At 72.5% G+C, this 22,820-nt stretch carries 15 protein-coding genes and 1 pseudogene; 7 read left to right on the top strand and 9 right to left on the bottom strand.

Translation table 11 applies throughout. The features are described from left to right. Positions 1–90: 90 nt before the first annotated feature. Together A3IG_RS0114980 and A3IG_RS0114975 are read right to left on the bottom strand one after the other, a co-directional pair. Positions 91–816 (bottom strand): DUF981 family protein, encoded by a 726-nt coding sequence (locus A3IG_RS0114980; RefSeq protein WP_018384389.1) that lies wholly within the window; start codon positions 814–816, stop codon positions 91–93. 162 nt (positions 817–978) lie between these two features. After that, positions 979–1,791, bottom strand: a complete 813-nt coding sequence (locus tag A3IG_RS0114975; protein WP_018384388.1) for a tyrosine-protein phosphatase — start codon at positions 1,789–1,791, stop codon at positions 979–981. 134 nt (positions 1,792–1,925) lie between these two features. On the opposite strand from A3IG_RS0114975, the gene A3IG_RS0114970 reads away from it, so the two are divergent. The 4 genes from A3IG_RS0114970 (at position 1,926) to A3IG_RS0114955 (ending at position 5,672) form a co-directional block, all read left to right on the top strand. Continuing rightward, the gene (locus A3IG_RS0114970; protein ID WP_018384387.1) at positions 1,926–2,573 is read left to right on the top strand and encodes an alpha-ketoglutarate-dependent dioxygenase AlkB family protein; all 648 of its coding nucleotides are present in this window, start codon (positions 1,926–1,928) and stop codon (positions 2,571–2,573) included. Between the two features lie 107 nt (positions 2,574–2,680). Beyond that, entirely contained in the window at positions 2,681–3,022 is a 342-nt protein-coding gene (locus A3IG_RS0114965) for an MmcQ/YjbR family DNA-binding protein (RefSeq protein ID WP_018384386.1), read from the top strand. A 284-nt stretch (positions 3,023–3,306) separates the two neighbouring features. Next, on the top strand, positions 3,307–5,037 hold the full coding sequence (locus A3IG_RS0114960) for a sensor histidine kinase (RefSeq protein WP_018384385.1): 1,731 nt from the start codon (positions 3,307–3,309) through the stop codon (positions 5,035–5,037). A gap of 35 nt (positions 5,038–5,072) precedes the next feature. Continuing rightward, positions 5,073–5,672: a LuxR C-terminal-related transcriptional regulator gene (locus tag A3IG_RS0114955; protein WP_051087509.1), complete on the top strand. Its 600-nt coding sequence runs from the start codon at positions 5,073–5,075 to the stop codon at positions 5,670–5,672. Positions 5,673–5,922: 250 nt separating this feature from the next. On the opposite strand, the gene A3IG_RS0114950 is transcribed toward A3IG_RS0114955, so the two are convergent. Continuing rightward, entirely contained in the window at positions 5,923–7,347 is a 1,425-nt protein-coding gene (locus A3IG_RS0114950) for a hypothetical protein (RefSeq protein ID WP_026220278.1), read from the bottom strand. 252 nt (positions 7,348–7,599) lie between these two features. Here A3IG_RS0114950 and A3IG_RS0114945 point away from each other — a divergent pair, with 252 nt between their 5' ends. Beyond that, positions 7,600–7,785: a hypothetical protein gene (locus A3IG_RS0114945; RefSeq protein ID WP_018384383.1), complete on the top strand. Its 186-nt coding sequence runs from the start codon at positions 7,600–7,602 to the stop codon at positions 7,783–7,785. Positions 7,786–8,052: 267 nt separating this feature from the next. Here the strand turns inward: A3IG_RS0114945 and A3IG_RS0114940 are convergent, their stop codons facing one another. Together A3IG_RS0114940 and A3IG_RS29820 are read right to left on the bottom strand one after the other, a co-directional pair. Further along, on the bottom strand, positions 8,053–10,341 hold the full coding sequence (locus tag A3IG_RS0114940) for a molybdopterin-dependent oxidoreductase (protein ID WP_051087508.1): 2,289 nt from the start codon (positions 10,339–10,341) through the stop codon (positions 8,053–8,055). A 951-nt stretch (positions 10,342–11,292) separates the two neighbouring features. Then, positions 11,293–13,629 (bottom strand): annotated as a pseudogene (locus A3IG_RS29820) (GH92 family glycosyl hydrolase); the annotation flags it as partial. Positions 13,630–13,849: 220 nt separating this feature from the next. Between A3IG_RS29820 and A3IG_RS0114930 the strand changes: the two are divergent. Continuing rightward, a complete protein-coding gene (locus A3IG_RS0114930; RefSeq protein WP_018384380.1) occupies positions 13,850–14,722 on the top strand; it encodes an LLM class flavin-dependent oxidoreductase in 873 nt (290 codons plus the stop codon). 129 nt (positions 14,723–14,851) lie between these two features. Here A3IG_RS0114930 and A3IG_RS0114925 read toward each other — a convergent pair whose 3' ends face one another. From A3IG_RS0114925 to A3IG_RS0114915, 3 genes are all read right to left on the bottom strand, one after another. Then, the gene (locus tag A3IG_RS0114925; protein ID WP_236719221.1) at positions 14,852–18,046 is read right to left on the bottom strand and encodes an alpha-L-fucosidase; all 3,195 of its coding nucleotides are present in this window, start codon (positions 18,044–18,046) and stop codon (positions 14,852–14,854) included. Between the two features lie 417 nt (positions 18,047–18,463). Continuing rightward, positions 18,464–20,434, bottom strand: coding sequence for a beta-N-acetylhexosaminidase family protein (locus tag A3IG_RS0114920; protein ID WP_018384378.1), 1,971 nt, complete (start codon positions 20,432–20,434; stop codon positions 18,464–18,466). Between the two features lie 359 nt (positions 20,435–20,793). Continuing rightward, positions 20,794–21,663: an acyl-CoA thioesterase gene (locus A3IG_RS0114915; RefSeq protein WP_018384377.1), complete on the bottom strand. Its 870-nt coding sequence runs from the start codon at positions 21,661–21,663 to the stop codon at positions 20,794–20,796. Positions 21,664–21,875: 212 nt separating this feature from the next. Here A3IG_RS0114915 and A3IG_RS0114910 point away from each other — a divergent pair, with 212 nt between their 5' ends. After that, on the top strand, positions 21,876–22,160 hold the full coding sequence (locus tag A3IG_RS0114910) for a DUF427 domain-containing protein (protein ID WP_018384376.1): 285 nt from the start codon (positions 21,876–21,878) through the stop codon (positions 22,158–22,160). A gap of 20 nt (positions 22,161–22,180) precedes the next feature. Here A3IG_RS0114910 and A3IG_RS0114905 read toward each other — a convergent pair whose 3' ends face one another. Beyond that, positions 22,181–22,714, bottom strand: a complete 534-nt coding sequence (locus tag A3IG_RS0114905; protein WP_018384375.1) for a methylated-DNA--[protein]-cysteine S-methyltransferase — start codon at positions 22,712–22,714, stop codon at positions 22,181–22,183. Between the last annotated feature and the right edge of the window lie 106 nt (positions 22,715–22,820).

The raw sequence follows: 22,820 nt of genomic DNA, 5'->3' as shown, positions 1-22,820 counted from the left end.
GTGATTGCTAAAGACTTTTTCTGGAACGGGACAAAGTTGCCTCGAATGGCGGCTCGCAAGGGCCGCTCAGGGGGTCACTTCGGGGCCCGACTACATGGTGTTGATGATGAGTCCGATGTGCGTGAAGTAGTTCAACGCCCCGAACGCCAGGAACAGCACTCCGGCCACGCTCCAGCACACCCCGACCGCCCACGCCGATCCGCGGGACCGCCGCCACAGCGCCAGCGGGAACAGCAGCGCACCGAGCCCGACCAGCACGTACAGCCCGGAGATGAAGCTGGCCTCCAGCATCGGGTGGTTCGCGAGCTCGCCCGAGATCGGCTCCTCCGGTGGGGCCGCGAACAAGGTGTACTTCCACCCGGCGGCGGCGATCCCGAAGCAGGCCAGCCCCATGCCCACGATGAACACCGAGACCGGGCCGGTCAGCACCGCCACCCTGCGGGCCGGGTCGGGGACGTCCAGCAGGGCCGCCCCGCGCCACCACAGGAACCAGGCGGCCAGGGAGAGGAGCACGCCGAAGGCCAGTGCCGGCTCGCCGAAGACGATGTTGTCGAACGGGAATCCCTGACCCGCGAGGGGCCAGGTCAGCGTCATGTGCAGTCCCGTGACCACCAGGGTGAAACCCAGACCGGCGAAGGCCAGCGCCCACCCCTCGGGGATGATCTTGTGGTTGGTGAGCAGGCGCTGCCCCAGGGCCACGACGAGGAGCAGTCCCGCGCCGGCGGCCACGGACATGATCGTGTTGTAGGTCGGCATCCGCGTCCAGTCGATCTTCAGGCCGGTCGGAGCGGCGAGAAGCACCTCAAAGCTGCCCATGATCGCACATTAGGTTCATCGGCCCGCATCGGTGCGCCCGAAACTCTGGCTCACGGTGCTGTTCCCCCGAACGGCCGGCGCGCGGCACCCGACTGCTCCGACCGGGGACCCGCCCCGACCGGACGGACCCCGGGCCCCGGACCGCGCGCTGCCGGCGACGGCTCAGACGCCGTCCAGCAGCAGCCCCCGAAGCCGTTCCCGGCGCTGGGCGTCGCACCGCAGTCCCTCGGTCAGGTAACGGTCGGTGCCGCCCCACACCTCGGTGATGGTGGCCAGGGCGTGCCTCAGGTACTCCAGCCGGGCTTCGAACAGCGGGTTCAGCAGCTCCACCACCTCCGCGTCCAGGGGAGGCCGGCCGTCGCCACGGCGCAGCCGGTACCTGCCGTACTCCCCGTTGCTGGCCAGGTAGTCCGTCTCGATCGCGTCCGGTTCCACCCCGAGGGCCAGCAGGATCACCATCACCGAGAGCCCGGCCCGGTCCTTGCCCGCCGCGCAGTGCAGCAGGGCCGGCAGCCCGTCGGCTTCGGCGAGGGTGCGCAGCAGCAGCGAGTGCTCAGCGGTCCGCTCCACGATGATGTCCCGGTAGGCGCCCATCATCCGGGCCTCCGCCCTGCCGTCGCCCAGCATCTCGCGCAGCACGGTGATGTCCCCGTGCCGCACCATCCGCCAGAACTCCACACCGGACGCCGGGTCGCTGAGCGGCATCGCCACGTGGCGCACGCCGGGCAGCGCCACGTCACTGCCGTCCATCGCGATGTCGGCGTCGTCGCGGAAGTCGAAGACCGTGCTCAGTCCGAGCCCGCTGAGGAACGCCACGTCGTCGGCCTCGGCGTGGGCCAGGTGTCCGCTGCGGAACAGGCGGCCGGCGCGTATGCGGCGCCCGTCGGTGGTCGGCAACCCCCCGACGTCACGGAAGTTCCGCACACCGGACAGCGGGGACGTGGTGGTGGGGGCGGCGGGGGTCTCCTGCGACACGGGCACTCTCCTCGACTCGGTGGGCGCTTCCTCGCCGTTCGACGATACGGCAGCGGTTCCGCCCGGCAAGGGCCCGAGAACAGGACGAGGAGGGCGGAACCAGGCGGGGACGAGCGCGGTGCGAGCATGGGGGAGTGGACGGCGGACTGTTCCCCGCGGAACCGCGGCGCGTGGCGGACGGCGCGGTGCACCTGCCCGGCTGGCTGGACCTCGCCGCGCAGCGCCACCTGCTCGAGGCCTGCCGCGCCTGGGCGGGACCCCCGGCCGGACTGCGCGCCGTCCGCATGCCGGGAGGCGGGCAGATGTCGGTGCGGCAGGTGTGCCTCGGCTGGCACTGGTACCCCTACGGCTACGCCCGCACCGTGGCGGACGGCGCGGGCGAGCCGGTCAAGCCGTTCCCGGGGTGGCTCGGGGACCTGGGCCGGCGGGCGGTGCGGGACGCCGTCGGCGGGGCCGCGGACCACGCCTACGACATCGCGCTGGTCAACTTCTACGGCGCCGGGGCACGGATGGGCATGCACCAGGACCGCGACGAGCGGGCGGACGCCCCGGTGGTCTCGTTCAGCCTCGGTGACGACTGCCTCTTCCGGTTCGGGAACGTCCACGGACGGGGGCGACCCTGGACCGACCTGCGGCTGCGCGGCGGGGACCTCTTCGTCTTCCACGGCGCGTCCCGACTCGCCTACCACGGCGTCCCGCGCACCTTCCCCGGCACCGCCGATCCCGCCCTCGGTCTCCAGGGGCGGGTCAACGTGACCCTGAGGGTGTCCGGGCTGCGGTGACCCCGCCGGCCGGCCCGTTGTCGGTGTCGGGGGCTAACGTGCTCAGCAGGCCCCACCCACTCCCAACGGCAGGACCGGGGCCGCGCCGATCGACACGGAGGGACCCCATGGCCGGAGCCGACGACGTCCGCAGGATCGCCCTTTCCCTGCCCGAGACCAGCGAGAAGCTCTCCTGGGGCATTCCCACGTTCCGTGTGCGGGGCAGGATCTTCGCGTCCATCGCGGACGACGACGCCACCATCGGCTTCAAGTGCCCCATGGAGGAGCGGGCCGAGCTGATCGCGGCCGAGCCGGAGAAGTTCTTCCTCAGGCCCGGCCACGACGACAACTCCGGCTGGCTCCGGCTGCGCCTGGCGGCGCTCGACGACGAGGCCGAGCTGCGCGCGATACTCGAGGACGCCTGGCGGCTCGCCGCTCCCAGGACGCTCGCCGCCGCGCACCCGGAGTGACCCCCCGGGCAGGGTGCCCGGCGGGCCGCCGCGGCGGGGGAGTGTCCCGGCGCGTGCGGGTGGTCATGTGGTGGCGCGGAGACGTCGGTTGCCCCCGTACGCCGGGATGCAGTCACGTTCCTGCGCGGTTGCGCTGCTCATAGGGGTATGCGGCATTCCGTTACGGGCCCGGGGCGGTTCCCCGCTGCCCTACCGTTGTTGCCGTGCGCACCAACCCGAGGCGAACCGGCTCAACCGGGTCCGTTGACACGTGGCCGAGGACGAGGCTGCTGGCGTGGAGCCTCGTGGCACTCGCGGTGGGCCTCTGCGGGGAGTGGGCGTACGCCAACAGCGGCGCCTCCGGGTGGAGCATGGCGCGGGACCTGGTGGTCGGTTGGGCGTTCGCTGTCGCCGGCCTCGTCGCCCGGTGGCGGCGGCCGGGCAACCCGGTCGGCAGCCTGATGCTCGCCGAGGGACTGACGTGGTTCCTGGGGAACCTCCAGGGCACGAGGGAGCCCCTGTTGTTCGCCCTCGGCGCCTGGGGGGAGAGCCTCAACGTGGCCGTCCTCGGCCACCTGATCCTGGCCTACCCCACCGGACGGCTGCTCCCCGGAGCCACCCGGTGGGTCGTGGTCCTCGGCTACGGTCTGGTGGCGGTCGGCGGACTGGCCCGGGCGACCGCCTTCGATCCCGCGGCCAGCGCCTCGGCGACCTACCTCGACTGTGCCGACTGCGGCCCCAACGCCCTGCTGCTCCTCCGCGACCCGGTGGCGTTCGAGGTGATCGACACGACGTACCGGGTGGTCGGCGGGCTGGTGGTCCTGGTGTGCCTCGGGATGCTGGTGCACCGGTGGCGCACGAGCAGCCCCGTCCGCAGGAGGGTGCTGCTCCCCGCCTGGCTGTCCACCCTGACCGGAGCGGTCCTCCTCGGGGCGGCAGCCGTCTACTCCCTGGCCCCCAGCAGGTACACGACGGTCGAGTGGGTGCTGATCCTGTTGTCCGACGTGGGCCAGGTCGCGGTACCCGTCGCCTTCCTCGCCGGGCTGCTGCGGATGCGGCTGCGCCGCGCCGCCGTGGGCAACCTGGTCATCGAGGTCGGAACCGACCCCACCCCGGGTCGTCTCCAGGGCGTGCTGACCGAGGTGACCGGCGATCCGACGCTGCGGCTCGGCCTGTGGTCCGAGGAGGACGCCGGGTACCGGGACACCGAGGGCAGGCCGCTGCGACTGCCCCCGACGGACTCCGAGCGCGGCGCGACCGTGGTGGACATCGCCGGTCGGCCGACGGCGGTCCTGGTCCACGACCGCTCCCTGGAGGACGACCCCGAGCTGCTCGCGGCGGTGCGGGCTTCGGTCCGGCTCGGCCTGGAGAACACCAGCCTGCGCTCCGAGGTCAACCTGCGCCTCGAGCAGGTCGAGGCGGTCAGCTCCCGCATCGTGGAGGCCGCCGACCGGGAACGGCGCCAGCTCGAACGGGACCTGCACGACGGCGCCCAGGCCCGTCTGGTCTACGCCCTGATGACGCTGCGCCAGCTCGACACCCGACTGGCCTGTGGCACCCCGACCGACCGGGCCGGTCTGCGGCTGTCGGTGGCGGAGGCCGAACGGGCCCTGCGCACCGCCCTCGACGAGTTGCGGGGCCTGGCCAGGGGCATCCACCCGGCGATCCTCACCCGGGAGGGGCTCGGCCCGGCCATCAACGCCCTGGCCGACCAGGCGGCGGTACCGGTCGTCGTCATGGTGGAGCCCGGGCGCTACCCAGCCGTGGTCGAGGCCACCGCGTACTTCGCCGTCTGCGAGGCCCTGGCGAACACCGCCAAGCACGCCGGGGCCGAGGCGGTGAGTGTGTCCGCGCGGCACAGCGCGGGGCGTTTGGTGGTCGAGGCGGTGGACGACGGCGTCGGCGGCGCCGACCCGGCCGGCGGTACCGGACTGCGCGGGATCGCCGACCGTCTGGCCGCCGTCGGCGGCGAGCTACGCGTGGTCAGTCCCCCCGGCAGGGGCACCCGGATCAGGGTGGAGCTGCCGTGCGAGTGATCGTCGCCGAGGACTCACCGCTGCTCCGCCAGGGCATGGTGCGGCTGCTGGCGGACGCCGGCGTCGATGTCGTCGGGGAGACCGACGACATCGACACGTTGCTGACGCTGGTCGGCGCACGCCACCCGGACGTCGCGCTGGTGGACATCCGGCTGCCCCCCACCTTCACCGACGAGGGGCTGCGCGCCGCCCGCGAGATCCGGGAACGCCACCCGGCCGTCGGGGTGCTGCTGCTGTCGCAGTACGTCGAGACCAACAGCGCGGTCCGGGCCCTGGCGCGGCACCGCAAGGGATTCGGCTACCTGCTCAAGGACCGGGTGGCGGACATCGACGAGCTGGTCGAGGCCATCGGACGGGTCGCGGAGGGCGAGTCGGTGCTCGACCCCCAGGTGGTGACCCACCTCCTGGGTCGGCCACGGGTGAGCGGCGCGCTCGACGAACTGACGGCGCGGGAACGGGAGGTGCTCGAGCTGATCGCCCAGGGCCGGTCCAACGAGGCCGTGGCCCAGCGACTCCAGGTCGGGCCCAAGACCGTGGAGACGCATGTCCGCAACATCTTCACCAAGCTCGGGCTCGAGCCGTCCTTCAGCGACCACCGCCGGGTGCTCGCGGTGCTGGCCTACCTCCAGGGGTGACCCCGACCGGTCCGGCCCGTTGACCTGCTCAGGGTCTGCCCTGATGTGTTCCCTGCACCCGCTGCCTACGCTGGGAACCGGGCGGGCACACGTTCCCGCCCTCACCGGTCCAGGCACGTGAGTCCGGGCGCGAGTCTGCGCGGTCACCCGCGCACGCGGTCCGCGCCCGCGTGTCCGTGCGTGGGGGGCGGTGGCGGGCCCGGCCGCGGCGAGGGGAGCGGCCGGACCCGCATGTCCCCGACCCACCGGCTCAGCCCCTGACATCGGCAGCCGTCTGCGGCAGACCAGCCGTCCGCATCGCCGCGGCGATGAGCAACTGGCGCTCGCGCGGCACCTCGGCCACCGCGGCCAACAGCTCACGCAGCAGTCGCCCGCTCTCCGCCGCAGCCAGGTCCCCGGCGAGCCCGGCGACCACCTGGGGCGGCCGTAACCTGGCCGTGTTCACCAGCAGCACCCGGGCCTGTCGGTGCCAACCCGCACCGGCCAGGCCGACCGCGAGCGCGGCCACGTCGCCGTGCGACCGGGACGAGGCGTGGTCCAGGAGCTCCCGGCACTCCTCGTGCAACGAGGCCAGGGCGAGCCAGGCGCAGCACGCCGCCACCTCACGCGGGGCCCGGGACGACAGCTCCCACAGCACCACCGCGGCGTCACCGCCCTGCCCGGCCTCGGCCAGCGCGGCGAGCAGCGCGGGGAAGCGCTCGGGCGGCCACGCCGAGGCGGTCCACAGGAGTTGCTGTGCCTCGCGGGGCCGCCCGGCGGCGCGCAGGCCGAGCACCGAACCCACCAGCTCCCGTGCCGCCGGGTCCTGGGCGAGCGCGGCCCGGGTCGGGGCGGGCCCGCCCACGTCGCCGGGTGCCTGAGGGTGCCGTGCCCGCTGTGCGTCGCGGCCCGTGCCCCGTGCCGCCGACCTGCGCAGCACCCGCAGCCGCGGGACCTGCGCCCGGGCGGGGTCGCTGTCCGTGCGACCGGCCGCGGCTGGACCGGGCCGCGGGCCCGGGTCCCGGCCCGGTTGGACGCCGTCCGCCGGGTCCCGTCCGTCCTGGTGCCCCCGAGGGTCCCGGGCGTCGTGACCGTCGGGGGCGGCCTGCCGCCGGGACCGGGTGTCGTCCAGGTGTTCCGCCTGCTCGAGACGTTCGGCCAACTCGCCGCGGCGGGTCTCGGCCAGCGACCGCTGCTCCCGCACCCGGCGCAGCTCCCCGTGGATGGTGATGAGCTGCCGTCGGTACTCCGCGTGCCCGACGGCGCCGCCCTGGACCGCGGCCTGCTGGGCGCGGACGTCCCCCAGCAACTGCTGTTCCCTGCGGGCGATGCGCCGCACGGCGGTGTCCATCGCGTTCAGTTCGGCGCGTAACTCGGCCACCCGGCCTGGCGCGTCGTCCACCACCCGGACCGCCCTGGCGTGCAGGTCCCTGGCCTGCCGTTCGGTCTCGGGGGTGAGGCGTTCCCCGCGTCGGTCGGCGAGGTCGCGCAGGAGTGAGATGACCACGTCCCGCGGCGGCAGGTAGGTGCCGTCCAGGTAGTGCTCCATCGCCTCCGGATCATTGAGCGTCCAGGAGGTGCGCTGCTGGGCCCGGGCGCCCAGCGAGGTCATCAGGGTGCGGAGGAACCGGGCGAGGTCCCGCACCTCGAGCGGAAGGTCGGCTGCCGGGGGGCGCAGTACGCCGTTCTGCTCCATGGGGCAGATACTGCTGACTCATTCCGCGGGCTGCCATACCCCGTGCGCGACGGGCACGTATCGTCCCGTATTTCCTCCACACCTCTTTACCAGTGGGTAATCAAAATTTCGAACACATGGATAATAGCTCGAACAGGTGTTTAGGCTGTGTCGCCCCTGGGAGTGGGGTCCCGGGGAACTCACGCGCGGTCGCGGGCGTTGGACGGGACAGACGACGAACGCGGCGGTTGCCGCGTACCGGAGGTGGCACGGATGTCGAACCGCGCGAAGTACGCCGTGGGCGCGCTGGTGGTGTTCGTGGTGTTGCTGGCACTCCCCCTTCCCGCATGGCTGAAGGTACTCACCGTGATCGGGATACCGGTGGCCGGGTATCTCGCGCTCGACCCCGGCCAGCGGCGCAGGCTGCGGGGCATCACCCGCAAACAGATAGGTCGCTAGGGCCCACTTACTCTGTCCTTGGGTGCCAACTGGTCGGATCAGGTCCGAATCGAGACCCAAAAGATCGAAAGAGATCAGGTGCAGTCAGGAAGCCCTTTGATCTTGTCCAGGCCAGCGACGAGCACCGCCGCCTTCTCCGGCAGAGCTGCCGGGAGACGTGCGGGTCCGCGAGTGGAAGCCTCACGCCCGCACGCTCCTGGCACCATCGGCGGGCTGGACCCGCCTCACTGAGCACCGACCATCACGGCAGGCTGGAACAGCGGTTGGTCACGTCGTGGCCTGGCTGGGGACGGGCAGCACCTCCACCGGGATGCCGTTGAGGACGGAGGTCCCGGAGAGCGGGTCCACCGGTGCCTCGTCGGTGAGGGCGTTGCTGTTCACCCCCGGGTTGGCCGCGGCGACCCTCCCCCTGGTGCCCGGGCGCCCGTGCCCCCAGCCGTGCGGCAGGCAGACCACCCCGGGCATCACCGCGTCGGTGAGCTCCGCCGCCACCCGGACCTCTCCCACCCGGGACCGCACCAGGACCGGCTCCCCCTCCACCGCGCCCACCCGCTTGGCGTCGTCCGGGTGGATCTGGAGGGTGCACCGGTTGCTGCCCCGGGCCAACAGCGGCACGTTGTGCATCCAGGAGTTGTTGGAACGAAGTTGGCGCCGGCCGACCAGCACCAGGCCCTGGGCGGCGGCCCCGGTGGCGAGCTCGGCGCGGCGTTCGGCCAGGTGCTCAGCGAGGCGTTCGGCTTCGCCCAGGAGCTGCGGCGGCGCCAGTTCCACCCGTCCGCTCGGGGTCCGCAGCACCTCGGGGAGCCGGGGCTGGAGCGGTCCCAGGTCCACGCCGTGCGGCTCCTGGCGCAGCACGTCCAGGGTCAGGCCGGGATAGGGGCCGGCACGCAACAGCAGGTCAAGGAGCCGGTCCTCGAACCGGTCCCCGTCGACCGCCGCGAGCAACTCCCGCGGGTCCTGTCCGAACACCTGCGACCCCGGATCGGCCACCAGGCGCCGTGCCGTGTCCTCGGCCACCTTGTCGTCCAGGTCCCGCACGGTCAGGTCCACCCCGAGGGCGGTGCGGGCGAGTTCGAGCATGATCTCCGCCTCGCCGCGCTCCTGGGGTGCGAGCGGCACGGTGGGCGGCGAGTAGTTGGCCACGTTGCGCACCGCGAAGTTGGCGAAGGCCAGCTCGTAGTGGCTGCGGGTGAGCGGTGAGGCGGCTGGCAGGATCACGTGCGCGTACTGCGTGGTCTCGTTGAGGTAGGCGTCGACGCTGACCATCACGTCCAGCGTCTCCAGCGCCGCCGCGAGGCGCTCACCGTTCGGCGTGGACAGCACCGGGTTCCCGGCGATGGTGAGCAACCCGCGCAGGCGCTGCCCGCCGGGGCCCGGAGTGTCGATCTCCTCGGCCATCGCGGCCACCGGGAACTCGCCGAGCACACTGGGCAGCCCACGGACCCGGGTCCGCCGGGAGCCCGGGATGCGCACGCCCCGGCCGCGCCCCGGAACGCCCGAGACGTTGGGTGAGCCGTGCGCCGGCTTGGGCCACAGCACGCCGCCGGGCCGGTCCAGGTTCCCGGTCAGGGTGTTCAACACGTCGATCAGCCAGCTCGTCGCCGTTCCGAACGCGGCGGTCGTCGTGCCCATCCGTCCGTACACCGCGGCGCTCCGGGCCGCGGCCAGCTCCCGGGCCAGCCGCCGAACGGTGCCCTCGGGGACCCCGCACACCGGCGCCACCGCATCCGGTGTGAACGGCCGCAGCGCCTCGCGCAGTTCGTCGAGCCCGGCCAGGTGTGGCTCCGCCGGCCCCGGATCGACCAGGCCGTCCTGGAAGAGCGTGTGCGCCATCGCGGCCAGCAACAACGCGTCGGTCCCCGGCCGGATCGGCAGGTGCTCGTCGGCGACCGCGGCGGTGCGGGTACGGCAGGGATCGACCACCACGAGACGCCCTCCCCTGCGGCGCAGCGCCCGCAGCCGGCCGGGCATGTCCGGGGCGGTGAGCAGACTCCCGTTGGACGTCATCGGGTTGGCGCCCAGGACCAGGAGGAAGTCGGTCCGGTCCAGGTCCGGCACGGCCACCGAGAACTCGGTCCCGAACATCAGCCCGGAGGCGACCTGTTTGGGCATCTGGTCCACGGTGCTCGCGGTGAACCGGTTGCTGGTGCCCAGCGCGCGCAGCAGGACCGGCAGGTACAGCCCGGCGGCGAGGTTGTGCACCACCGGGTTGCCCACGAACACGCCGAGCGCGTCCCGTCCGTGCGCCGTCACCAGCTCGGTCAGCAGGCGCCGGACCTCGGCGAAGGCCTCCTCCCAGGACACCTCGGTCCAGCTCCTGCCACGTCTGACCAGCGGGGCGCGCAGCCGGTCGGGGTCGGTGTGCACCTCACCGAGGGCCACGCCCTTCGGGCACAGGTACCCCCGGCTGAACACGTCCTGCTGGTCGCCCCGCACCGCTATCGCCCCGCCCGGTGAGACGGTGACCTCGAGCCCGCAGGTCGCCTCGCACAGTGGACAGGTGCGGTAGCCGGTGCGGGCCGCCCCGTCGTGGTTACTGTCCCGTAGCTTCCCCATGTCAGGGAGCATAGGCAGCCCGGGACCCCACTGTCAGCGGTTGCGTCCGCTCAACGCGTACACCTTGAGCCGTGAGTCGTTCGGCAGGGTCACCGACACCGCCACCCGGTCCCCGTCCAAGGGGAGCGCGACGTGCCACACCGCCACGCCGACGCCGTCGGGCTGGCCCTGGCTGTTGTAGCGGCTGCCCGCCCGCACCGCGACGTCCTCACCGAACCTCGGCGCTCCCGCAGCCCAGTCCGTGCCCGCGAGCGGGACCGTCTCCTCGGTGCCGTCCGCGTAGCGGACCGTCGCCGAGCCCGACACGTCCCCGTGGTGGGCCGAGAGCAGCAGGTCCAGCGCCGCGTAGGAGCGCTGGGTCAACGCCAGGGTCTGCCCCCGGGCGGCGACGAAGTTCTTCGCCGCCCCCGAGGTGTCGGGCAACTGGTAGGCCCGCCCCGCCACCACGCCGATTCCGGGCTCGGGCATGGTGTCCGCCGGGAAGGCCGCCCCGGTGCCGTCGAAGTCGCCGCTGCTGCTCGCGCCCTTGGTGGCGACGCCGTCCACGTCGTACGCCGCGGACAGGTCCTGCGGGCAGTAACCGTTGTCGCCCTCGCAGTCGGCCGTCACCACGCGCACCGCCGTCTCCCTGGTCACCACCGTCCCGCTGGCGTCAGAGACCCGCACCGTCACCGGGTACGTTCCGTCGGGGGTGTCCGCGGGCACGGTCACCCTGACCGGCACCTCGCGGGTGGTAGGCAGCCCGTGGGAGCGCACCGTGAACGTGGTGTCCCGGGGCTCCGCGGTGAGCGGGGCCTCGGCCTTGACGGTGACCCGTCCGGTGGTGGCACCCGGCTGGGTGAACACCCCGGAGACGGTCAGGTTGACCGAGGTCTCCTTCCCGGCGAGCACGTCGGGCGCGGCCGGGGACACCGCGGCGGCGAGCCGGTGCTGGACCGCGTTGCGGTCGTCGAGCGCGGGCGGCGCGGCGTCCTCGTCGGTGCCCCAGGAGGACGGGGTGGACCCCACGGTGAACTCCAGGTCACGGCCCGCGGACAGGTCCGCGCCGGTGACGTAGGTGCTGGCCTGCTCCTCACCGCCGAGCCGCACCGACTGCACGTACCTGTTGTCGTCGGAGGTGCCCGGGGCGGTGATGCTCAGGTGGCCGCCCGGGTGGAAGCGCTCGTCCAACGTCAGGTCAACGCGGTCGAAGACCGGGGTGGACAGCGCCCACTGGCCCGACCCGGGGATCAGCGGGTAGATGCCCATGCTGGACAGCACGGCCCAGGACGACATGGTGCCGAGGTCGTCGTTCCCGGTGATGCCGTCGGGCGCGTCGGTGAACAGGGTGAGCGCCGCGTGCACCACGTCGGTGGTCTTCCACGGCTGCCCGGTGGACAGGTAGGTGTACGGCGCGACCAGGTCCGGCTCGTTCTGCGGGTTGTACTTGTCCGCGTGGTAGTAGTCGTACGGGCCGTTCACCCAGACGTTGCGTGCCGTGCCCTCCGGGTCCTCCACCAGCTCCGGGTACGCGAAGAACGCGTCCAGGCGCTCGTTGGTGCGCTCCCGGCCGCCGTTGAGCTCGACCAGCTCCGGCAGGTCCTGCGGCACCAGCCACTGGTACTGCCAGGCCGTGCCCTCGTGGAAGCCCACGCTCAGAGCGGGGTCCGCCGGGCCGGTGAACATGCCGTCCTTGTCCCTGGCCCGGAAGAACCCCGTCCTGGGGTCGAAGAGGTTGCGGAAGTACTGGCCCCGGGCGAAGTACCGCTTGGCGTCCTGGTCGTGGCCCAGGTCGCGGGCCATGGCACCGAGCGCGGCGTCCGCCAGGGCGTACTCCAGGGTCGCGGAGGCGCCGTGCTCGAAGTCGGAGTCACCGGGCTTCTGCCGCGGCCTGGGGTCGAACGGGACGAAGCCGTCCCGGAGGTACTCCGCGTTGCCCATCCGCCCCACGTAGGGGGAGTCCGCGGGCGGCACCCCGTCGGCGTTCTTCTTCAACGCCCGGTACGCCTCCTCCTCGTGGCCCTTGAGCAGACCCTGCTTGTAGGCGTTGACCAGGAACGGCGTGACCGGGTCGCCGGTCATGATGTTGGTCTCGACGGTGCCGTAGCCCCACTTGGGCAGCCAGCCGCCCTCGGCGTCCACCCGCAGCAGGGACAGCGCCATGTCCCGGGACTCCTGGGGCGCGAGCAGGGAGAGCAACTGCTGCTGGGTGCGGTAGGTGTCCCACAGCGACCAGTTCTGGTAGTAGGTGAACCCCTCGGCGGTGTGCACCTCCTGGTCCCAGCCGGTGTAACGACCGTCCACGTCGGTGGCGATGCTCGGGGTCAGGAACGCGCGGTAGAGCGCCGAGTAGAACGTACGGCGCTGCTGCTGTTCCCCGCCGGTGACCCGCACCGTGCCCAGCCGGTCCTCCCAGGTCTGCCGGGCGGCGTCCACGGTGCCGTCGAACGTCCCGGTCCCCTCGGCCGCGAGGTTCTTCGCCGCGCCCTCGGCGCTGACGTAGCTCAACGCGGTGACGGCCACCACGTCCCGGTCCTCACGGGTGTCAAACCGCACGTAGGCGCCGTTGCGCCCGGAGCCCTCGGCGGTGTCCTTCCCGGCGGTGACCTGGTCACCGCGCCAGGTGCCGTACGAGGCGAACGGACGGTCGAAACGGGTGACGGTGTAGACGGTGTAGGGACGGGTGTCCTGGCAGAACCCCCGTCCGGTGATCGCTGTCTGGACCGTCCGGTCGTCGAGCACGGTCACCGTGCTCGAGGTCACCCGGTGCAGCGCCTGCCCCGTGTTGAGGAGCACGTTCGCCTGCTCGGTCGCCGGGAACGTGTACCGCTGCCACCCGGTGCGCTGGGTGGCCGTCAGCTCCGCGGTGATCCCGCCGTAGGAGCTGAGGCCCACCCGGTAGTACCCGGGCGAGGCGGTCTCGTCGCCGTGGCTGAACGACGCCGCGTACCGGCCGTAGTCGGTGGAGGTGATCTCACCCGTGGTGGGCAGCACCGGCAGGTCGCCGCCGAGGCTGCACCCCACACCGGACAGGTGCACGCTGCTGAACCCGCGGATCTTGTTGTGGTCGTAGTTGTAGCCCGTGTTGTGGCCGGTGTCGGGGGACAGTTGGACCATGCCGAAGGGCAGCGCGGCCCCCGGGTAGGTGTTGCCCTCCTTCCGGGTCCCGATGAAGGGGTTGACCAGCGTGGTCAGGTCGCCCTCCCCGGTCGGCGAGGCCATCGCCGGACCGGCAGCCGCCGGAACGGCGAGCCCGCTGCCCAACAGTGCGGTGGTGACGAGGAGGGCCCGTAGGCGTTTGCGGAGCATCGAACCTCCGACAACGTTGTCAAGAACAAGGGTGAAGGCCGATACTGCGGTTCTGTCTCACGGGCTGTCAAGCCCCTGAGCCCACCGGGCCGCACCGGGCCGGGGCGGCCCCCGCACCGGTCGCCCGCACCGGCAGCCTCCCCCGTCCCCGCGTGGCCCGAGGTGGTGCGCGCCGGAAACGCAGTGGCCGCGGAGCAGGGGGAAAGGTAGGAATGGCCACATGACAACACTCGGCGCCGTGTTCCGGCCTCAGCTCCCTCCCGAACGACTGCGCGACGTCGCCCGCACCGCCGACGCGGCCGGCCTGGAGGAACTGTGGCTGTGGGAGGACTGCTTCCTGCAGAGCGGTATCGCCAGCGCGGCGGCGGCGCTGGCCTGGACCGAGCGGCTGCGGGTCGGGGTGGGCCTGCTCCCGGTACCGCTGCGGAACGTCGCCCTGGCCACCATGGAGGCGGCCACCCTGCACCGGATGTTCCCCGATCGGGTGGTGCTCGGGGTGGGCCACGGCGTCCAGCGGTGGATGGCCCAGACCGGAGCCCGGGTGGACTCCCCGGTGACCCTCCTGCGCGAACACCTCGACGCGATGCGGGCCCTGCTGCGGGGCGAGCGGGTCAGCACCGAGGGCCGCTACGTGACGTTGGACGACGTCGCCCTGGACTGGCCGCCGCCGACGCCGCTCCCGGTGCTCGCCGGTGCGCTCGGCCCGCGTTCGCTGCGGCTGACCGGGGAGGCTGCCGACGGCACCATCCTCGACTCCAGCGTCCCGCCCGCCGGGGTCCGGCACGCGTGCCAGCTCATCGAGGAGGGGCGGGCCGCGGGTGGGCGCACCGGCCCGCACGCCGTGGTGGTCTACCTCCTGGCGGCGACCGGGCCGGGAGCGGCCGAGCGCCTCGGTGCCGAGCTGGAGCACTACGCCCCCGCCACGCGCCCCGAGCTCGGGGCCGCGGGTGACGCCGAGGCGGTGGCCGAGGCCGTGCAGCGGCTGGTCGAGGCCGGCGCCACCACCGTCGTCCTGCAGCCCACGGCGGACGAACCGGACCCCGAGGGCTTCGTGAGGTTCGTCGCCGAGGACGTCCGCCCGCTCGTCCCCTGACGGGCACGGCCCGTCGCGCCCCGTGCGACGCACCCCGCTCCCGCAGCCGGGCCGGACCCCGGCTGCGGGAGCGGGGTGCCCGGTCGTGAACCGACCGGGCACCCCCTCACCGGCGAGCGGTGCCGTGGATCACCCCGCCCTTCCGGCCAGGCGGACGCCCTCGATGACCCAGCCCTGCTTCTCGAGCCGCTCACCGGCCTGCGGGTTGCCGCTGCCCAGGAGGGCGGGTGCGGCTCCCTGGCCCCAGCGCCCCAGCACCGCCGGGTCGCTGTCGGTGCCGTAGCCCCACAGCTCGAGGCTGCCCCGGCAGGTGGTGCCGGCCCTGACCAGGATTCGGGCGCTCGGCGGCAGGTTGATCCCGCGGAGCTGGCCGAGGCTGTTCAACGGGCGGTCAGCGGTGCCGGTGCCCGCACGCGGCGCACCGCAGTCGAGGTGGTAGACGGACCTCGGGGTCACGGGTTCGGACGCCTGGCCGTAGACCGCGACGGACGCGAGGTGCACCGGTCCGCGGGCCGAGGTGAAGCGGATCCGCAGCCCGTCGGTGGTGACCGGTGACGGCAGGGGGAGGATGCGCTGGTAGCCGACGGTGCCCGACGTCGCCACCGTCTCGAAGGTGCCGTCGGCCGTACGGGCCTCGACGGTCATGGCGCGGACCTGCTGGCCGCCGTCGGCGATGTCCTCGTTGAGGACGAGTCGGTCGACGGTCCTGGTGGAGCCGAGCTCCACGGTGACGGCGTCGTCCGTGCCGATGACCTCCGAGGTGCGGTTGTCCCCGTCGGTGACGGCCGGGACCTCGGCGCCGTGGGCCCTCGCGGTCGCGCCGAGCGCCAGGTCCTCCGGCATGTCACGGCGCAGCGCGGCGTTCCACTCGGCGAGGCGGGTCACGTCGGCCTCGGGGAGCCGACCCCTGCGGTCCGGCGGGATGTTCAGCAGGAGCACCGAGTTGCGGCCCACGGAACTGTTGTAGATGTCGCGCAGGTGCTGGACCGACTTGGGGCCCTGCGTGCTGTGGTAGAACCAGCCCGGGCGGATCGAGACGTCCACCTCGGAGGGCCACCACACCAGTTCGCGTGCTCCCGCGGCAGCGGCGCCCACCAGCGCCTCGTCGGTGCCGATGGCCGTTCCGGTGCCGCCGGAGACGATCATCTGGCCGCCGTTGCCGGTGGGGGAGACCGGGACGGTGCTCCACTCGTTCTCGCGCGCCAGGCCGTTCTCGTTGCCCACCCAGCGGACGTCCGGCCCGGAGACGGCGATGGTGGCGTTGGGGGCCAGGGCCCGGATCAGCGTGTAGTAGGCGTCGAAGTCGTACCGTTCCTTGTCCGCGTCGGGGATTCCGCCGCCCGCACCGTCGAACCAGACCTCGTCGATCTGACCGTACTCGGTCAGCACCTCGTAGAGCTGGTTCAGGAAGTAGGCCCCGTAGTCGGAGGCCTGGAAGGTGAAGGTGGGGATGTCCTGGCCGGCCCGGTCGTCGCCCTCCACCAGGGTGGGGACGGTGCGCTCGGACTTCGCCGAGCCGTTGGCGAAGACGCCCTTGCGGTACTGGTTCCAGTCGGCGGGCGACAGGTAGACGCCCACCCTGAGGCCGTAGCGGTGCGCCGAGTCGGTGAACGACCTCAGCACGTCGCCCGTGCCGTCCTCCCAGGCACTGGAGGCGACGTCGTGGTCGGTGTACCGCGACGGGTAGAGGACGAAGCCGTCGTGGTGCTTGACGGTCAGGATCGCGTACCGGAACCCGTTGTCGCGCAGGGTCCTGGCCCACTGGTCGGTGTCGAGGTCGCTGGGGGCGAAGACGTCGGGGTCCTCGTCGCCGTGACCCCACTCCCGGTCGGTGAAGGTGTTGACGCCGAAGTGCAGGAACGCGGTCCTCTCGGCCTCCTGCCAGCTCACCTGACGTGCCGACGGCCGCAGCGCGGACGCCTTGGACAGCACGGAGGCGGCGCACTCGCCCGTCTCCAGGGCGATCCGGTCGTCCAGGTCGATGGTGGGTGCCACACAGGGCAGGCGGCCGAGCAGCAGGTCGTCGGGCCCGCCGCCGGTGGTCACCGCCGCGCCGTAGACGGTGCCCGACGCACCGGTGAGGAAGGACACGCCGGGGTGCTCCGCGGTGGTGCCCGAGACGTGCAGCGGCTCGCCGACCCGTTGTCCGCCGGCGCTCAGGGTGACCGTGCCGGCGCCGTTCGCGTCGAGGTCGCTCACCACGGCGAGGTGGTGGAACGACACCTCCGACTGGGTGACGGGGGGCGGTAGGCGCAGGTCCGCGGTGTCGGTCCCCGCGGTGACGCGCACGGTGTCGGAGCTGACGCGGTCGAGGCGGACCGCGCCCGCCAGGTCGAGCAGGGGTGTCCCGGTGGACAGCGTGTCCGGGGCGAGCACGGTCTCCGCCGTCACGCGCCGTCCCAGCGGCGTGAACCCGCTCGCTGTCCACGCGAGGCCGCTGTCGGGTCCGGTGAGGCGCAGCGTCCCGGGCTTGGGGATCTCGCCGCCCGTGACCGTGAGCTGCCCCTTGTCCACCTCGCCGAGGCCCGCCCGGTAGGTGCCCGCGTCCAGCTCGCCGGAGAAGGACACCTGGAGCTGGGTGCGCAGGATCGGGCCCACCTTCTGGTACGCGAACATCGAGGGGGTGAACTCGCCGCTGACCGCCGCGAGGCGGACCTTGCGGACGCTCCCCTTGAAGCCGCGGGTCAGAGCGGCGGGGTGGACGTCGTTGCCGACTCCCAGCAGGTTGACGCGGCCGGCCGTCAGGGCGGCACGGCCCGGTGACTCCTCCAGCACCGGGAGCTGTTCGCCGTCGAGGTAGGCGACCATCGACGCGCCGTCGCCGCCGGGCAGGTAGGCCACCGACAGCAGGTGGGGGGTCCCGTCCGCCGGGACGGCGGTGTTGCCGGTCCTGGCGCTCCAGGTGCCGTTCAGGTTGACGTCGTAGCCGTAGCGGAGCTGGCCGTTCTGGTAGCGGACGTAGAGGCCGCCGCCCACCCCCAGCAGTGTCGCGAAGTCCTGCTGGCTTCCCTTCGGGGTGAACTCGGTCTCCAGTACGAGGGCGCGGTCGAGCGTCGTCGTGCCGACCGGCAGGTCGGTGGGGGAGAAGCCGGCGCCCTCCTGCCCTCCGGACACGACCAGTCCGGATTCCACATCCAGTGACTCGGCGCCGGTGCGGCGGCTGAGCTGTCCGCCCATCGTCTCGCCCGTGGCCGCCGTGTAGGCGTTCCCGTTGGAGAAGGAGCCGCTGAAGGAGACGTTGAGGACCTCGACGTCGTCGTCGGCCGCTGACGCCGTCGCGGCGGGCGACGCCAGCGCGGTGAGGGACATCCCCAGCACGCTCATCAGCACAAGGGCGGTTCTACGCATACGTTTTGACAAATAGCCCATAAGGACCTCCGGGGGTACGCGAAAGATCCGATGTATGGGGGGCTACTACAGCACAGTCCATGGAGCGCGTCTAGGCCTGCGGCGCAGTCTTCTTGGGCGCACCAGCACCTGTTCTCCTGTCACTACTTGAAGAAATCGAGCGGTCCCAAGAGATTGTCCGATCTCGGGAGGGGCGGGTGGCTCAGGCGTGCTTCGTTGAGTGACGATCAATACATCGGATCATTGGGTCGGGGTCTGGAAGGGCAAGCGTCACCTTCGGCCCGACAGGTCGGTTCCCCGGCGTGTGCTCTCGCGGACCCATAGGCAGGCAGGACGACGCGGCACGGGGCGGGTACCACCCACCCCGTGCCGCGTCGCGCGGCCGATCCGGTGTCAGTCGGCCATGGTCCTCTCGGCCCGGGTGAGGAACGTGTCCAGCACCCCGTCGCCCACCTTCGGCTCGGCCACGCCCCAGGTGTTGCGCGGCGGGTCGGTGCGAACGGCGCGGGCCCGCTGCTGGAGGTCCTTGGAGGTGCCGAGCAGGGTCCGAGCCCGTTCCCCGTCCCCCGCCTGCCAGGCGTCGAGCGCGTCCAGCATGGTCACCATGGACCGACCCCACAGCTCGGTGGCGTCCAGCCAGGGGGCGGAGTCCGTGACGAACCCGCTCTCCACCGCACGGCCCCGGATCGTCGCGGGCGCCTCCTCGATGGCTGTCGCGTGGCGGCGCAGGTCCGCCACGGCGCCGGCGCGGTCGCCACCGTTCCACGCCGTCCAGAACGCGTCGACCTGGCGGGTGAGTTCGGGTGCCTGCTCCTGCCAGGGGGTCGCCCCGAAGGTGGGTGCCATGTGCTCCAGGTCGCCGAAGACGAGCAGCGCCCTGGTCGCGGCCGGGTCACCCCCCGCCAGGTAGGACATGGCGCGCCGCCAGTTGCTGTCCGCGTCGTACGCCGCGTCGTTCCAGGTGAAGTCGGCGGTGCCGAACACGGCGACCTTGCTGGCGTAGGGCTGGTTCATCGGGTTGGCCACGATGCCCGAGAGGTGCGTGGACAGCCCGGCCTCGCGCTTGTCGTACGGGGCGAGCAGGAGCCTCCCCCTGGTCCGCCAGTAGTCGTTGACCGGATAGTTGTCCCACACGAACACCTTGCGGCCGAAGAGCTGCGCCGCTGCCTCGGCCTGCTGGTTGGTGATGCTGGGGGGTACGACGTCGGTGCCGGTCCACATCACCTCGACCGCCGGGTCCAGGGTGCTCCGCATGGTCTGCTTGTACGCGGTGTCGGTCAGGTCGCCGTACTCGGTCGGCACCATCTGCAGGGGGCGTGCACCAGGGTGGGTGGCGATGAAGTCGTGCTGCACGTCGTTGAGGAGGTCCACCTGGGCCTTGGCGGCTGCTTGGCGGCCGGGCTGTCCGAAGGCGGCTCGGTCACCCTCGCAGTTCCACCGCGTGTAGCTGATGTCGTCCAACGGGATCGAGAAGGCGCGGGTGCCCAGGTCGTACAGCGCCTGCAGCTTGGCCTTGAGCGCGCTGCGGTCGGCCGGGTCGGAGTAGCAGATCGACTCGCCGGGGGAGACGGCGAAGGTGAAGCGCACGTGGTTGGCCGTGGCACGGTCCACGAGCTCGCCCAGCTCGGCGAGCTTGTCGGCCGGGTAGGGGTCGCGCCACTTGCTGCGGTGGTAGGGGTCGTCCTTGGGGGCGTAGACGTAGGTGTTGGCCTTGACGTCGCCGTAGAAGTCCATCTGGTCCAGTCGTTCGGCGTGCGTCCACGGCTGCCCGTAGAAGCCCTCGATGGTGCCCCGCAACGGCATGGAGGGGTGGTCGCTGACCTGCGCGCCGGCCACCTTCCAGCCGTCGTCCCCGGGCAGGAAGAGCTGGCGGAGCGTCTGCACCGAGTAGAACTGTCCGGCCGCGTCCTCCCCGCCCAGTGCGATCTCCGCGTGCGGTCGCTGCCCCGAGACGCGCAGGGCGTAGCCCTCCGGACGGGTCGGACTGGCCGTGTTCCCGAGGGCCCTGGCGATGTCGGGCCGGTCGGCGGGCCCGATGCGCACGGTGAGCAGACCGGACGCGGCCGCTGGCTCGGCTCCGGGCCTGACGGTGTCCACGCGCTGCACACCGTGGGCCTTCAGCTCCCTGACGAGGCGGTCGCGGGCGGCGGGGTCGGTCTGGTCGTCGGCGACGACGAGGACCCGGTCGGTGACGACGGCGTCGTCGCCGACACGGCTGCTGGCCTGGGGGGTCGGGGAGACGGGCGGTAGGGCGGCGGTGCCGGGCCCGGACGACCGGGCGCCCGCGGTGGGGGTCAGGCAGGCGAGAACCACGGCGGTGGTGGCCAGCAGGCAGAGGGAGGAGGTCGTGCGGCGTCGTCTCATGGAGTGCTCTCCAAGTGGTCTACACCAGTTGAAGAAGGAGCATGCCGCCGGCCCCCGCGGGGGTCAAGGGGGTGCGTTGGAATCTGTTTGGCCCTGGCGTGTCGTTGTGGTGCTTCTTGATGTCGAAGTCCCCTGTGGGCGCGGTGCCGGGACGGCGTCCGGCACCGCCCCGGCCTGGCGTCGGCGGCAACAGGCCGCCCGTCGGGGAGTGTGACGTCGACGGGGGTGGCACCCGTTCGGCACGGGCGCGGCGCTGACCGCCGGTGGGCGCGGCCGAGTGGGCGCGGCCGACCCCTCCGCGCCACCCTCCCCGGGGCGGCGCGAGCCGACCGCCTCCGGTGCCCGGCGCCCCGGACCGCTCAGTCGCCGACCTTGCGGAACAACCCCTCCTGCATCACCGAAACCAGCAGCCGCCCCTGCCGGTTGTAGATCTGCCCCCGCGCCAGCCCCCTGGCACCCGTGGCGATCGGGGACTCCTGCTGGTAGAGGAACCACTCGTCGGCCCGGAACGGACGGTGGAACCACATCGCGTGGTCCAGCGACGCCATGTCGAACCCCCGCGGCCCCCACAGCGGCTCCACCGGGACCCGGACCGCGTCCAGCAGGGTCATGTCGCTGGCGTAGGTCAGGGCGCAGACGTGCACCAGCGGGTCGTCGCCGAGGGAGCCGATCGCGCGCATCCAGACGGCGCTGCGGGGTTCGACCCCGCGCAGCTCCTCGTCGGTCCAGCGCAGCCGGTCCACGTAGCGGAGGTTGAACTGCTGGCGGCGGGCCATCCGCTCCATGGCCAGGGGCAGCTCCCCGAGGTGCGCCCGCAGCTCGTCGGCCAGCTCGGGGAGGTCCTCCGGATCGGGCACCTCGGGCATCGGCAACTGGTGTTCGAACCCGGGCTCCGGCTGGTGGAAGGAGGCCGTGAGGTTGAAGATGGTGCGGCCCTGCTGCACGGCGACCACCCTGCGGGTGGTGAAGGACCGGCCGTCCCGGACCCGTTCCACCTGGTAGACGATGGGGACGCCGGGGATGCCCGGGCGCAGGAAGTAGGAGTGCAGCGAGTGCACCGGCCGCTCGCCGTCCGTGGTGCGCCCGGCAGCGACCAGCGCCTGACCTGCGACCTGCCCGCCGAACACGCGCTGGAGCGACTCGTTCGGGCTGCGTCCGCGGTAGATGTTGAGGTCGATCTGCTCGAGGTCGAGGAGCTCGACCAGCCGATCTGCGGGGCTGTCCACCATCTGCGCGTACCTCCCTGGGGCCACCACTCGTACGAGTCTGCACCACGTGACGAGGGAACACCTGGTCGAACCGGGGGATATGGCGCGGCTCACCCGGTCGGACCGGGGCGAAGCGGGCATGCCGGGTGCTGGGGCCGCGGCGGAGCGGGCGCCGACCTGCGGATCGCCCGGTGGTGCTGGCGGGTGGTCGCGCCCACCAGGATGATGGGCGCATGGCAACCGCGATATGGAACGACGTGGTCATCGCCGAGAGCGAGGACACCGTCATCGTTGAGGGCAACCACTACTTCCCTGTGGACTCGGTGCGCACCGAGCTGCTGAAGGGCTCGGACACCACCTCGGTCTGCCCGTGGAAGGGGACGGCCAGCTACTACACCGTGGTCGTCAACGGCGAGGAGAACCAGGACGCCGCGTGGTACTACCCCGAGCCGTCGGAGGCGGCCCGGCAGATCGCTGGGCACATCGCCTTCTGGCGGGGCGTGGAGGTCGTCGTGTAGGGGCGGGGGGGCGGCGGTGGTCAGAACAGCGCCAGGGGCAGCACGCCCTCCAGCGCCAGCAGCTCCCGCTTGGTCTGCACCCCGCCGCCGAAGCCCCCGAGGCCGCCCGCGCTCTCCACCACCCGGTGGCACGGGATGACGACCGGCAGCGGGTTGGTGGCCATGGCGACACCGACCGCCCTGGCCGCCCCCGGCTCGCCGACCCAGGTGGCCAGGTCCTGGTAGCTGGCCACGGAACCGAAGCCCACCCGCTCCGCCAGGGCGCGCAGCACCCGGCGGTTGAAGCCGGTGGTGAGGCAGTAGTCCAGCTCGAGGTCGAAGGTCCGCCTGGTGCCGGCGAAGTACCCGTTGAGCTGGTCGAGCGCCGGGGCGAGCCGGTCCGGGGCGTCCACCGGGGAGACGTTGAGGGAACGCCCGAGCCGCTCCAGGGCGGCGTTGGCGGTGGGCTCGTCGGCGTGGAACACCACGTTGGCGAGACCGCGTTCCGTGGCCGCGAGCAGCAGGGGACCGATGGGTGTCAGCGTGATCGTCCAGGCGATCGTCAGGGCGGTCATCCGGTCAGCGTAGGGCGTCACGTCCGGGCGTGGCGGGGGAGCGTCCCCGGGCTGGCCGCTCCAGGGATCTTCCATGGGACGTGGACAAATGATCGCTATCTTAAGT

This window comes from Wenjunlia vitaminophila DSM 41686 (genome assembly GCF_000380165.1).
Taxonomy (GTDB): domain Bacteria; phylum Actinomycetota; class Actinomycetes; order Streptomycetales; family Streptomycetaceae; genus Wenjunlia; species Wenjunlia vitaminophila.
Note: the sequence above shows the minus strand (reverse complement) of the source record. Positions and strands in the feature narration are given on the sequence as shown.

What these genes read in the sequence shown, in the direction of transcription:
- A3IG_RS0114915 (WP_018384377.1), bottom strand. Translation starts at nt 21,663, where the DNA reads ATGGTGGACAGCCCCGCAGATCGGCTGGTCGAGCTCCTCGACCTCGAG.
- A3IG_RS0114940 (WP_051087508.1), bottom strand. Translation starts at nt 10,341, where the DNA reads ATGGGGAAGCTACGGGACAGTAACCACGACGGGGCGGCCCGCACCGGC.
- A3IG_RS0114925 (WP_236719221.1), bottom strand. Translation starts at nt 18,046, where the DNA reads ATGAGCGTGCTGGGGATGTCCCTCACCGCGCTGGCGTCGCCCGCCGCG.
- A3IG_RS0114955 (WP_051087509.1), top strand. Translation starts at nt 5,073, where the DNA reads ATGGTGCGGCTGCTGGCGGACGCCGGCGTCGATGTCGTCGGGGAGACC.
- A3IG_RS0114980 (WP_018384389.1), bottom strand. Translation starts at nt 816, where the DNA reads ATGGGCAGCTTTGAGGTGCTTCTCGCCGCTCCGACCGGCCTGAAGATC.
- A3IG_RS0114905 (WP_018384375.1), bottom strand. Translation starts at nt 22,714, where the DNA reads ATGACCGCCCTGACGATCGCCTGGACGATCACGCTGACACCCATCGGT.
- A3IG_RS0114930 (WP_018384380.1), top strand. Translation starts at nt 13,850, where the DNA reads ATGACAACACTCGGCGCCGTGTTCCGGCCTCAGCTCCCTCCCGAACGA.
- A3IG_RS0114945 (WP_018384383.1), top strand. Translation starts at nt 7,600, where the DNA reads ATGTCGAACCGCGCGAAGTACGCCGTGGGCGCGCTGGTGGTGTTCGTG.
- A3IG_RS0114920 (WP_018384378.1), bottom strand. Translation starts at nt 20,434, where the DNA reads ATGAGACGACGCCGCACGACCTCCTCCCTCTGCCTGCTGGCCACCACC.
- A3IG_RS0114910 (WP_018384376.1), top strand. Translation starts at nt 21,876, where the DNA reads ATGGCAACCGCGATATGGAACGACGTGGTCATCGCCGAGAGCGAGGAC.
- A3IG_RS0114950 (WP_026220278.1), bottom strand. Translation starts at nt 7,347, where the DNA reads ATGGAGCAGAACGGCGTACTGCGCCCCCCGGCAGCCGACCTTCCGCTC.
- A3IG_RS0114965 (WP_018384386.1), top strand. Translation starts at nt 2,681, where the DNA reads ATGGCCGGAGCCGACGACGTCCGCAGGATCGCCCTTTCCCTGCCCGAG.